Origin of the sequence: Micromonospora sp. 067-2 (genome assembly GCF_046549295.1) — a bacterium.
Classification (GTDB): domain Bacteria; phylum Actinomycetota; class Actinomycetes; order Mycobacteriales; family Micromonosporaceae; genus Micromonospora.
The window spans coordinates 85,854-97,054 of record NZ_JAJPWB010000005.1 but is presented as its reverse complement, the minus strand read 5'-3'; the positions used below and the strand labels follow the sequence as shown (position 1 = coordinate 97,054).

Annotated in this window: 11 protein-coding genes; 7 read left to right on the top strand and 4 right to left on the bottom strand. The window is 72.4% G+C overall.

Features of this window, described 5'->3' with window-relative positions; all coding sequences use genetic code 11:
- The first annotated feature begins 49 nt into the window (after positions 1–49).
- Complete coding sequence (locus ACLJN9_RS13250) at positions 50–802, top strand: lysophospholipid acyltransferase family protein (RefSeq protein ID WP_410811542.1); 753 nt, start codon at positions 50–52, stop codon at positions 800–802.
- Between the two features lie 21 nt (positions 803–823).
- Here the strand turns inward: ACLJN9_RS13250 and ACLJN9_RS13245 are convergent, their stop codons facing one another.
- The 4 genes from ACLJN9_RS13245 to ACLJN9_RS13230 form a co-directional block, all read right to left on the bottom strand.
- A complete protein-coding gene (locus ACLJN9_RS13245) occupies positions 824–1,540 on the bottom strand; it encodes a hypothetical protein (RefSeq protein ID WP_410811541.1) in 717 nt (238 codons plus the stop codon).
- 71 nt (positions 1,541–1,611) lie between these two features.
- Complete coding sequence (locus tag ACLJN9_RS13240; protein ID WP_410811540.1) at positions 1,612–2,325, bottom strand: response regulator; 714 nt, start codon at positions 2,323–2,325, stop codon at positions 1,612–1,614.
- Positions 2,298–3,443 (bottom strand): hypothetical protein, encoded by a 1,146-nt coding sequence (locus tag ACLJN9_RS13235; protein ID WP_410811539.1) that lies wholly within the window; start codon positions 3,441–3,443, stop codon positions 2,298–2,300. The genes ACLJN9_RS13240 and ACLJN9_RS13235 overlap by 28 nt, the downstream gene beginning before the upstream one ends.
- An 85-nt stretch (positions 3,444–3,528) precedes the next feature.
- Positions 3,529–4,707 (bottom strand): sensor histidine kinase, encoded by a 1,179-nt coding sequence (locus ACLJN9_RS13230; protein WP_410811538.1) that lies wholly within the window; start codon positions 4,705–4,707, stop codon positions 3,529–3,531.
- 178 nt (positions 4,708–4,885) lie between these two features.
- Between ACLJN9_RS13230 and ACLJN9_RS13225 the strand changes: the two genes are divergently transcribed.
- The 6 genes from ACLJN9_RS13225 to ACLJN9_RS13200 all read left to right on the top strand — a co-directional run bounded on the left by ACLJN9_RS13225 (position 4,886) and on the right by ACLJN9_RS13200 (position 11,123).
- Positions 4,886–5,335: a helix-turn-helix transcriptional regulator gene (locus tag ACLJN9_RS13225; protein ID WP_410811537.1), complete on the top strand. Its 450-nt coding sequence runs from the start codon at positions 4,886–4,888 to the stop codon at positions 5,333–5,335.
- 5 nt (positions 5,336–5,340) lie between these two features.
- Positions 5,341–7,731 (top strand): ATP-binding cassette domain-containing protein, encoded by a 2,391-nt coding sequence (locus ACLJN9_RS13220; protein WP_410811536.1) that lies wholly within the window; start codon positions 5,341–5,343, stop codon positions 7,729–7,731.
- Between the two features lie 437 nt (positions 7,732–8,168).
- On the top strand, positions 8,169–9,107 hold the full coding sequence (locus ACLJN9_RS13215; RefSeq protein ID WP_410811535.1) for an acyl-CoA dehydrogenase family protein: 939 nt from the start codon (positions 8,169–8,171) through the stop codon (positions 9,105–9,107).
- Positions 9,101–9,829: a PIG-L deacetylase family protein gene (locus ACLJN9_RS13210; RefSeq protein WP_410811534.1), complete on the top strand. Its 729-nt coding sequence runs from the start codon at positions 9,101–9,103 to the stop codon at positions 9,827–9,829. The genes ACLJN9_RS13215 and ACLJN9_RS13210 overlap by 7 nt, the downstream gene beginning before the upstream one ends.
- The gene (locus tag ACLJN9_RS13205) at positions 9,829–10,452 is read left to right on the top strand and encodes an SAM-dependent methyltransferase (RefSeq protein WP_410811533.1); all 624 of its coding nucleotides are present in this window, start codon (positions 9,829–9,831) and stop codon (positions 10,450–10,452) included. Before ACLJN9_RS13210 ends, ACLJN9_RS13205 begins: the two co-directional genes overlap by 1 nt.
- A complete protein-coding gene (locus tag ACLJN9_RS13200) occupies positions 10,446–11,123 on the top strand; it encodes a glycosyltransferase (protein WP_410811532.1) in 678 nt (225 codons plus the stop codon). The genes ACLJN9_RS13205 and ACLJN9_RS13200 overlap by 7 nt, the downstream gene beginning before the upstream one ends.
- Positions 11,124–11,201 lie beyond the last annotated feature (78 nt).

The window sequence follows — 11,201 nt, the reverse complement described above, 5'->3', positions numbered from 1 at the left end:
GCCGGTCGCCACCCGGGCGTCCACCATTCGGGCAGGGTAGATTCTGCGGATGCCGGAGCTCGTGTACCCGCCCGTTATCACCGCCGCCAAGACGCTGTTCCGGGTCCTCGACCTGAAGATCACCATCGAGGGCGCCCACCACGTACCCCGCACCGGCGGAGCCGTGCTGGCCAGCAACCACGTCAGCTACCTCGACTTCATCTTCGCCGGCCTGGGTGCGAACGCGTCGCACCGGCTGGTCCGGTTCATGGCCAAGCAGTCCGTCTTCGGGCACCGGGTCAGCGGCCCGCTGATGCGCGGGATGAAGCACATTCCGGTGGACCGGCAGGCCGGTGCGGCCTCGTTCCGCGCTGCGGTGGACGCGCTCAAGCGCGGCGAGGTGGTCGGCGTTTTCCCCGAGGCGACGATCAGCCGGTCACTCACCGTCAAGGAGCTCAAGAGCGGCACCGTCCGGATGGCCCGTTCGGCGAAGGTGCCGGTGCTGCCGGTGGCGCTGTGGGGCACCCAGCGGCTCTGGACGAAGGGTCGCCCGCGCACCCTCACCCGTCGGCACACGCCGATCACCATCCTCATCGGCGAGCCGATCAACCCCGCGGATTTCCCGGACCCGAACGTCCTGGCCGCCGAGTTGACCACCCGGCTCAGCGCGCTCGTCGACCGGGCGCAGCGGGACTACCCGGACTCGCCGGCCGGCCCGGAGGACACCTGGTGGCAGCCGGCGCACCTGGGCGGCAGCGCACCGACGCCGGAGGAGGCCGCCGCCCTGGACGCCGCCGACGAGGACCGCGCGCCCACCGCCTGACGGCTACGCGGGCGGTCGGCTTCACCGACGCCCGGATGCTGCGCCGCCTGCGAGCCCGGCCCGCGAGGTCGGCGCCGGCCCCGAACGGTAGTAGTCGTCCCGGGACCGGAACTCCACGGGCAGCGAACCCGGCAGGGTGACCCTGGTCTTTCCGGCGAGCCATCCGGAGCCGGCTCGCAGCAGCAGCACGTCGCGTTCCTGAGCGGAGAGGTCGACCAGCTGTGGATGGGTGAGCCGGAACGTGGCCACCGCCCGGCGGACCTGCCGGGCCAGCGCGACGATCTCCGCGGTCGACCCGCCGAGGGCCAGCGCCGGTTGCTGGATGGTGCGCAGCGCGTCACAGACGATCAGCAGCTGCGTCACGTCGTCCGACCTGGCCGCCCGCAGCTCCAACCGGGACGGCCACTGCCAGCGGATCTGCCCGCTCATCAGGCCGTTCAGCCGCCCCGGGGACCGGCCCGTGTCGTCGGTCACCAGGGACAGCTGCGAGCCGCCGCCCACCCAGCAGATCCGCTGGTCGGTGACGGTGACCAGCGCCTGCCCGGGCGCCCGCCAGCCGCGCCACGACTCGGTCGGCCCGAGCAGGTAACCCGCGACGAACAGCCGGTACCGGCCGAGCACCCGCTCGCCGGGCAGCGGGCACAGGTCGTGGCGACGGTCCAGGGTCGGACCGCCGTCGTCCTCCGGCGCGTCGAACCGGTGCGGGCCGATGAAGAAGGGGGACGCGTCGGCGTGCATCGTCACGACCTCCCGGTCAGCTGGCTGTGGGGCAAGCCTGGCGGATCCGGGAGGCGCTGTCATGACGCCTGTTAGGGGGTCGGCTGGTCGTACGCCGCCGATGACCGGTAGATGCCGATCTCCTCCGGGCGGACGAGGCCGTCCTCGATCGCCCGGGCGAGCAGCGCCGCCTTTGTGGCAGCCGGCCGCCCCGCACGGGTGTACTTGATCCGCGCGCGGTCGACGTACTGCTTGACCGTGTGCTCGCTGATCTGCATCCGGCGGGCCACCGACGCCTTGGACATCGACTGGAACCAGAGCAGCAGCGCCTCGCGCTCCTTGTCGGACAGCAGCGGCCGGTCCGGTCGTGGGTCGCCGACCATCGCGCCGGCCAGCGCCGGTGGCACGTACGGGCGGTCGCTCGCCGCGGCCAGTACGGTCGCCACGCAGTGCTCCCGACCCTCGTGCTTGGCCAGGAACGCGACCGCCCCGGCGTCCAGGGCGGCGAGCATCGTCTCCGGGTCGGTGTGCTCCGAGTAGACCACCACCCGCCGTCCGGCGGCGCTCAGCTCGGCCACCTTGCCCAGCGCCATCCGGCCGTGCAGCCGGAGGTCGAGCAGGACCACGTCGGCGTCCGGCGCGGCCCCCAGCACCTCGTCGGGATCGTCTCCGGTGGCCAGCACGGTCAGCCTGGGCTCGGTGGCGAGCCAGGCGCGCACCCCGTCGACCACCACCGGGTGGTCGTCGACGATGGCCACCCCGATCGGCCGGTCGCCGGTCACCTCCGCCACCGGGTCTGCGCCCATCTGATGTCCCCGTCCCGCTCGTAGAGGTGCTGTACCGGCCCGTCGTCGTGCTCGCCGAGAGGCGGGCCGGTCGAGTCCGGCCCCTCCTGGTCCGGTGTGACCAGGCTGATCACGACCTCGTCGGGACCGGAGACCACGGTCAGTCGGGCCCACTCCCGGGCGTCGGCGAGGAGGCCGGTGAGCGGGTCGGCGAGCCGGCGGCGGATCTCCACCGGCAGCGGCGGCGGAGACCCGATGGTCACCAGGTCGATGGGTAGTCCGTTGCGTTCGGCCAGGTCGGCGGCTGCGCGCAGTTCGTGCAGCAGCGGGTCGGGCACGTCGTCGGATTCGGCGATCAGGCGGCGCAACCGAGCCGCGGCCAGCACGCACCGGCGCTGCACCTCCGGGTCATCCGGGTCGGCCTGCCCGGCCGCGAGTTCCGCGAGCAACCGCCCGGCCGCCGCGCCGACCAGGGCGAGGCGGTCGCGGCGTTCCCGCAGACCCCGCTCGGCGGCTTCCCGCTCGGCGGCCATCGCGGAACCGGCCGCCGCGGCGGCGGCTCGCCGCCGGGCGAGGTCGACGATCGCCGCACTGCCGACGAAGACCGCCACCGGCAGCGAGGAGGTGCCGTAGACGTACATCACGTAGCGGGCCAGGTCGGCCGCGTCGGGGCCGTGCCAGAGCACGGCGGCCTGCGCGATCAGCGCGTGGGTGGCCAGCAGCGCGACGAGGCCGGTCACCTGCCGACCCCACAGCGCCAGCACGAAGAACCACGCCAGCGTCCCCCACACCCAGTTGGCGGCGGCGAACAGTTGGCGTTCGCCAACGGCGGCGAAGACCGCCGCGTCGACGGCGAGCAACAGCCCGGTGAGGGGCCACGGCGGCAATGGCGTACCGCGCAGCAGCCGTATCCCGGCGACCGTGCCGGCGACCGCGACCAGCGCCCAGCCGCCGAGCACCACCGCGGGCGCGGCGAACTCCGCACGGGCCGCCAGGACCGCCGGTAGTCCGATGGCCACATGCCAGACCAGCGCGATCGCGACGGCGGCGATCCGGGCACCCCGGTCGGAGGCGTGCGCCACCGCCGCCGGCGCGGTGGTCGGCACCGCCGATGGCGCCGGGGTCCGGGGCCACGGCACGCCGGTCCGGCCCGGCCGGGGCGCCGACCGCGAAGCTCGTGGCGGTGCCTGCGGTGCTCCGGTGGGCTCCGTCTGGGCGCCGAGGTCAGCCGACACCGGGCCACTCCAGCCGGATCAGGGTGCCGGCGCCGGGCGCCGACCGGATCTCGGCGCGCCCACCGATCGCCGCCATCCGGCCGCGGACCGACTCGCGCAGCCCGTACCGCTGCGGCGGGACGCCGGTCGGGTCGAAGCCGGGGCCGTCGTCGGTCACCTCGACCACGACGGCGACCGCGTCCCGGGTCAGGCGCAGGGTCGCCCGCGCACCCGGAGCGTGCCGGACCACGTTGGACAGCGCCGCGTAGGCGCTGTCGGTGATCGCGTCGGCGACCCCGGCGGGCACCGTGCACGACGCCAGCTCCAGGTTCACCCGTAGCTCGGGCAGCCGCTGCGGCACCCTCCGCAACCGCCCGTCGAGCGGCACCGGGCCGTCGCCGGGCACCGGGCCGGCGTCGGTCAGCGCGACGAGCGTACGCAGGTCGGCTGCGCACCGTTCGCGGAAAGCGGCCGACCGCCGGGGCACCGCGCCGAGCCCCACCATGGTCAGCGTGCCGAGCACGGTGTCGTGCAGGTCGCGGTTCTGCCGACGTTCGGCCTCCCGGGCGGCCCGCGCGACGAACGCGTCCCGGGTCATCCGCTGGTGCTCGGCGAACACCCGGTCCGCCCGACCGATGCGGCGGCGCATCACCGTGGCCATCATCGCCGTACAGGCGGTCTGCACCAGCAGGGTGGCGGCGTGCGCCCGAGCCTCGGTGGGGTTGCCGGCCGCCTGGGCGCCGGCCGCGTAGGTGGCGGTGACCAGCAGCCCGGCCGGGATCGACCAGCGCGCCCGTGCGGTGGCCTGCGCGTTGATCACCGTGGCGCTGGCGAGCACCGCGATCCAGCTGCCCTCGCCGGGCAGCACCCCGGGTGCCACCAGGTGCGGGATGAGCAGGCAGGCCACCGCGGTGACCGCGACGTCACCGGCGACCAGGGCCGGCGTGATCCCGTGGCGCAGCGCCCGGGCGGCGTACCAGAGCGACCAGCCGGTCAGCGCGGCCACGCCGGGCAGCAGCAGGGCCGGGTCGACCGGCGGGGTACGCACCCACAGCGCCACCACCGCGGCGACCAGCCCGCAGGTCAGCCGCAACAGGGCCGGCAACGTGGTGAAGATGAGACCGAGCGCGCCGCCGGCCGGATTGTCCAGCGCGGGCGGCGGCGTGGTCCGGATGGCAACGGCCGGCATCGGGAGGCGTCCTTCCGACAACGACCCGGTCCGGGTCCGCGCGGCGGAGATCGACGTCGGAGAATAGCATGGTCGGCGGCAGCGGATCACCCATTGTGCGCGGAGTGTTGCCGAGGCATCACGCTGTGCTGCGCAGGGGGTGGGTCCCGCCGCCTCCCTCTGTGGCACGATTCGGCAGGTGACCAGCAGATCTGACGGGACGCACCACCTGCACGACCTCGCGCGGCTGCGTCGCGTCCGCGACCGGATCGACCGGGAGTACGCGTCTCCGCTCAACGTCGAGGCACTCGCCCGCCGCGCGCACATGTCGGCCGGACACCTCAGCCGGGAGTTCCGCCTCGCCTACGGCGAATCGCCGTACAGCTATCTCATGACGCGGCGCATCGAGCGCGCGATGGCACTGCTGCGCCGTGGCGACCTCACCGTCACCGACGTCTGCTTTGCCGTGGGCTGCTCGTCGCTGGGCACTTTCAGCACCCGCTTCACCGAGCTGGTCGGTGTGCCGCCCAGCACCTACCGGCGACAGGTGCGGGACGCGGCGGCGGGGATGCCCTCCTGCCTGGCGAAACAGGTGACCAGACCCGTCAGGAATCGAGAAGCGCCTGCTCCCGACCCGCGTTTAGCCTGACTGTCATGCCCATCACCAGCAAGGCCGCAGACCCGTCGGTGTCGCACGCTGCCGACCGCCACGACCTGATCCGCGTGCAGGGCGCGCGGGTGAACAACCTCAGGGACGTCAGCGTCGAGCTCCCGAAGCGCCGGCTCACGGTCTTCACCGGGGTCTCCGGCTCCGGCAAGAGCTCGCTGGTGTTCGGCACGATCGCCGCGGAGTCACAGCGGATGATCAATGAGACGTACAGCGCCTTCGTACAGGGCTTCATGCCGACGCTGGCGCGGCCCGAGGTCGACGTGCTCGACGGGCTGACGACCGCGATCATCGTCGACCAGCAGCGGATGGGTGGCGACGCGCGCTCCACCGTCGGCACCGCCACCGACGCCAACGCGATGCTGCGCATCCTGTTCAGCCGACTCGGGCAGCCGCACGTCGGCTCGCCGCAGGCATTCTCCTTCAACGTCGCCTCGATCAGCGGCGCGGGCGCGGTCACCCTGGAGCGCGCCGGACGAACCGTGAAGGAACGTCGCGAATTCAGCATCACCGGTGGCATGTGTCCGCGCTGCGAAGGTCGGGGCAGCGTGTCCGACATCGACCTCACCCAGCTCTACGACGACTCCAAGTCGATCGCCGAGGGTGCGTTCACCATCCCCGGCTGGAAGTCGGACAGCTTCTGGACGGTACGGACCTACGCCGAGTCGGGCCTCCTCGACCCGAACAAGCCGATCCGGAAGTTCACCAAGAAGGAGATGCACGACTTTTTGTACCGGGAGCCGACCAAGGTGAAGGTCGAGGGCGTGAACCTCACCTACGAGGGTCTCATCCCGAAGATCCAGAAGTCCTTCCTGTCCAAGGACGTCGACACGCTGCAGCCGCACATCCGCGCCTTCGTCGAGCGGGCCGTCACGTTCACGACCTGCCCCGAGTGCCAGGGCAGCCGGCTCAGTGCGGCGGCCCGCTCGTCGAAGATCGACGGAACCAGCATCGCCGACGCGTGCGCCATGCAGATCAGCGACCTCGCCAAGTGGGTACGCGGTCTGGACAAGCCGTCCGTGGCGCCGCTGCTGGCGAAGCTGCAGCACACGCTCGACTCGTTCGTCGAGATCGGGCTGGGCTATCTCAGCCTCGACCGGTCGTCGGGGACGCTGTCCGGCGGCGAGGCCCAGCGGACCAAGATGATCCGCCACCTCGGGTCGTCGCTGACCGACGTCACCTACGTGTTCGACGAGCCGACGATCGGGCTGCACCCCCACGACATCCAGCGGATGAACGACCTGCTCCTGCGACTGCGGGACAAGGGCAACACCGTGCTCGTCGTGGAGCACAAGCCGGAGGCGATCGCGATCGCCGACCACGTCGTCGACCTCGGCCCGGGCGCCGGCACCGAGGGCGGTGAGGTGGTGTTCGAGGGGACCGTCGAAGGGCTACGGGCCAGCGGCACCCTCACCGGCCAGCACCTGGACGACCGCGCATCCCTGAAGCCCTCGGTGCGGACGAGGTCGGGGACGCTGGAGGTGCGCGGCGCCACCACCCACAACCTGCAGAACGTCGACGTCGACATCCCGCTCGGCGTACTGGTCGCCCTCACCGGGGTGGCGGGCTCGGGCAAGAGTTCGCTGATCCGCGGCTCGGTGTCGGGCCGGGACGGCGTGGTCTCGGTCGACCAGGCGCCGATCAAGGGCTCGCGGCGCAGCAACCCGGCGACGTACACCGGTCTGCTCGAACCGATCCGCAAGGCGTTCGCGAAGGCCAACGGCGTGAAGCCGGCGCTGTTCAGCGCCAACTCCGAGGGAGCCTGCCCCGCCTGCAACGGGGCCGGCGTCGTCTACACCGACCTGGCGATGATGGCCGGCGTCGCCACCCTGTGTGAGGAGTGCGAGGGCAAGCGGTTCCAGGCGTCGGTGCTGGAATACCACCTCGGCGATCGCGACATCAGCGAGGTGCTCGCCATGTCGGTGACCGAGGCCGAGAAGTTCTTCGCCGCCGGCGAGGCGCACACACCGGCCGCGCACGCCATCCTCGGACGGCTCGCCGACGTCGGCCTCGGCTACCTCAGCCTCGGCCAGCCGCTCACCACATTGTCCGGCGGTGAGCGGCAGCGGCTCAAGCTGGCCACCCACATGGCCGAGAAGGGTGGCGTCTACATCCTCGACGAGCCGACCACCGGTCTTCACCTCGCCGACGTCGAGCAGCTGCTCGGCCTGCTGGACCGGCTCGTCGACTCCGGCAAGTCGGTCATCGTCGTCGAGCACCACCAGGCGGTCATGGCACACGCCGACTGGATCATCGACCTTGGCCCCGGCGCCGGCCACGACGGCGGCCGGGTCGTCTTCGAGGGCACACCCGCCGACCTCGTCGCCACCCGCTCCACCCTCACCGGCGAGCACCTCGCGGCCTACGTCGGGGCGTGAGGGGACCGGGCGCGTCTCCGGACGGGCGGGTGGCGTCGTCCTGATCGAGGACGACGGGCACCACGTGGTGATGGCCGACCCGGAGGCAACGAGTTCTGCGTCGCTGCCGCCTCAGTCTGACGGACCACCTTGCGATGGGATGAGAGCGTCGATCGACGATGTCGGCGCAGCACCGGCTCTCCGACCGACCCCCGGTTTCCGCGATGTTTGAGCGGATGCGCGCTGGGCACCTTGTGCACGTCTCGCCGGGCTTGGATCTTCCACCGCCCGCGGTCTGATCACCGACGGATCTCAGGAGTTGGGTATGGCTGCCAGCGGCACGACGGCGTGTGTGTCTGCCAGCAGTGTGGCGGCCCCGACGTGGGCCAGCCGGCAGCACACCGGCTCGACGCGGAACGGGCGAGTGCCTGATGCCCGCGGATGAAGACACAGGATCGGTGAACGAGGCCTTCCGCGACGGTGTCGACACCGGACGATTCGATCTTCCGTTGCCTGGCAGCGGCCGGACCGCCGAACGCCTTCTGCGCCTGGCGGAGCTGGGCCGCCAGGACGTTGTCCTGGCTCGGCTGGGGGAGGGGCACGCCGACGCGCTGGCGATTCTCGCCGAGCTCGACGGGCCGTCCGACGTGGCCGGGCGTCGCGGTGCCTGGGGAGTCTGGGCGGCGACGCCGACCTCGGTGACCGCGTCGGCCAAGGGTGACGGCTGGCGTCTGACCGGCGACCGCCCCTGGTGCTCGGGAGCGGGAGTCTGCGATCGAGCGTTGGTCACCGCCGCCACCCCGGACGGGATCCAGCTGTTCGCCGTCAACCTGGATCAGGCTGGCGTCGACGCACTGGACGGGACGTGGCCGGCGGTCGGCATGGCAGCCAGCGACAGCAGAACCGTCCGCTTCGCCGATGTCACGGCGACTCCGGTCGGCGGTCCCGGCGCGTACACCGACCGCCCCGGTTTCTGGCACGGCGGGGTAGGAGTGGCCGCCTGCTGGTACGGGGGAGCGGTCGGCGTTGCCGACACCCTGCACCGAGCTGCCCGGGCGCGGACACTCGATCAGCACGCCCTGGCGCATCTGGGCGCGGTCGATGCGGTCCTCGCCGCTGCCCGCGCCACGCTGACAGCCGCCGCAGCTCGTATCGACGCAGACCCCACCGGTGACGCGGGCCGGCTCGCGCACCAGGTCCGCGCCGCCGTCGAGCAGGCGGCGACGACGGTGATCGACCGGGTCGGCCGTGCACTGGGGGCAGGCCCGCTGTGCCGGGACGCGCAGCACGCCCGCCGCGTCGCCGATCTCACCGTGTACCTGCGTCAGAGCCACGCCGAGGCCGACCTCGCGGGGCTCGGCGCGCTCGTGGCCGGACAGGAGGACCCGCAGTGGTGAAGCCGATCGTCGCCGCCGGCACCGACGAACAACGGTGGACCGCGTGGTCGGCCCCCGGCACCTGGGAGAGGCTGTCGTTGAGCTCCAGCGGTGCCACCCCGCCGCTGGTTGTCGCCCCCCACCCGGACGACGAGGTTCTCGGGGTCGGCGGTCTGCTCAGCATGATCGACGGAGCGGAGGTGATCGTCGTCACCGACGGCGAGGCCTCGCATCCCGGGTCGCGGGTCTTCGACAGCGCCGAACTGGCCGCGATCCGCCGTGCCGAGACAGCCGCCGCCTGCAAGCTCCTCGGCGTACCCCGCTCGGCCGTTGATCACCTCGGTCAGCCGGACGGCGCCGTCGACGAGGCGTCGCTGACCGACGCGCTGTGCCGGCGGCTGCGGCCGGGGCAGTGGTGCCTGACCACCTGGCGCGGCGACGGACATCCCGACCACGAGGCGGTCGGCCGAGCCGCGGCGCAGGCGTGTCGACGCACCGGGGCGGTCCTGCTCGAATTTCCCATCTGGACGTGGCACTGGGCCGTTCCCGACGCCCCCGAGGTGCCCTGGCAGCGCGCCCGACGGGTCGACCTGACCGAGGCCGCGCGCGCCGCCAAAGCCCGTGCGATCAACGAGTTTCCCAGCCAGATCCTGCCCCTGGGACCGGAGCCGGCCGATGCCGCGATCCTGCCGCCGAACGTCCTGGCACGATTCGCCCGCCCGTACGAAACGGTGTTCATCTGATGACAGCCTCCGCCCGCAGCACTCCGCCGGAGTACTTCACCGCGATGTACGCGGCCAACGACGACCCCTGGAGTTTCCAGACGCGCTGGTACGAGCAGCGTAAACACGACCTCACCGTGGCCTGCCTCCCGCAGCGGCGATACCGCTCCGGCTTCGAACCCGGCTGTTCCACCGGCATGCTCACCCTCAGGCTGGCGGAGCGGTGTGACCGGCTACTGGCCGTCGACACCGCCGCCGCTGCGGTGAGCACCACCGCCGAGCGGCTCGCCGACCACCCGCACGTGCAGGTCCGGCAACTCCGGATACCGAACCAGTGGCCGGACGGCCGCTTCGACCTCGTCGTGTTGTCGGAACTCTGCTACTACTTCGACGACGTCGACCTCGGCCTGTTGACGACCCGGGCGGTACAGGCTCTCGAGCCTGGTGGCACCCTCGTCGCGGTGCACTGGCGTCCGACCGTCGCGGAACACACGCGCACCGGCGACGACGTCCACCGGGTGCTGAACGCCGAACCCGGCCTGCACCGCCTCGTACGGCACGAGGAAGATGACTTTCTCCTAGACGTGTTCCTCCGCGTACCCCCGCAGGCCAGGTCCGTCGCCCAGGTCGAGGGTCTGTGCTGAACCGTGTCGTGGTGGTCGTGCCCGCGCACGACGAGCAGGCCATGCTCCCGGGTTGCCTCAGCGCGCTGCGTGCGGCGCTGCACGACCAGCCGGTGCGCACGGAGCTGATCGTGGTGGCGGACCAGTGCCGCGACGGCACCGCCGCCATCGCCGCGCAGGCTGGCGCCACCGTCGTGGAGCTGGCAGCCCGCAACGTCGGCTCCGCGCGAGCTGCCGGGTTCGCCCACGCACTGCGTGGTGGCGCAGAAGGACTGTGGCTTGCCACCACCGACGCCGACAGCCGTGTCCCTCGAAACTGGATCGACTGGCACCGGCGCCACGCGCTGCGCGGCACCGACATCCTCGTGGGCACCGTCACCGTCGCCGACTGGACGCTACGTCCACGACAGGTCCGCGATCGGTACGAGAAGCGGTACCGCAGCGAGCTGCACGGCTCCGACCACACCCACGTCCACGGCGCGAATCTGGGTTGCGCGGCCAGCGCCTACGACGATCTCGGCGGATTCGCTCCCCTCACCCACGGTGAGGACCACGATCTGGTGTTCCGCGGCCGGCAGGCCGGGTTGCGGATCGTCGCCGACGCCACCTGCCCGGTGGACACCAGCGCCCGCCAGCACAGCCGCGCGCCTGCCGGATTCGCCCGCTACCTCGACACACTTGCCGACGCCTGAGCGCAGGTGAGGTGACGCGCGGGTCAGCCGAGCGCGCGGGGGCGATCGGCGAGGCGGCCGTGGGAGAAGTGTCGGTCG

Excerpts from the sequence above, each read along its gene's own strand:
- ACLJN9_RS13250 (WP_410811542.1), top strand. The coding sequence starts at position 50 with ATGCCGGAGCTCGTGTACCCGCCCGTTATCACCGCCGCCAAGACGCTG.
- ACLJN9_RS13245 (WP_410811541.1), bottom strand. The coding sequence starts at position 1,540 with ATGCACGCCGACGCGTCCCCCTTCTTCATCGGCCCGCACCGGTTCGAC.
- ACLJN9_RS13240 (WP_410811540.1), bottom strand. The coding sequence starts at position 2,325 with ATGGGCGCAGACCCGGTGGCGGAGGTGACCGGCGACCGGCCGATCGGG.
- ACLJN9_RS13230 (WP_410811538.1), bottom strand. The coding sequence starts at position 4,707 with ATGCCGGCCGTTGCCATCCGGACCACGCCGCCGCCCGCGCTGGACAAT.
- ACLJN9_RS13220 (WP_410811536.1), top strand. The coding sequence starts at position 5,341 with ATGCCCATCACCAGCAAGGCCGCAGACCCGTCGGTGTCGCACGCTGCC.
- ACLJN9_RS13205 (WP_410811533.1), top strand. The coding sequence starts at position 9,829 with ATGACAGCCTCCGCCCGCAGCACTCCGCCGGAGTACTTCACCGCGATG.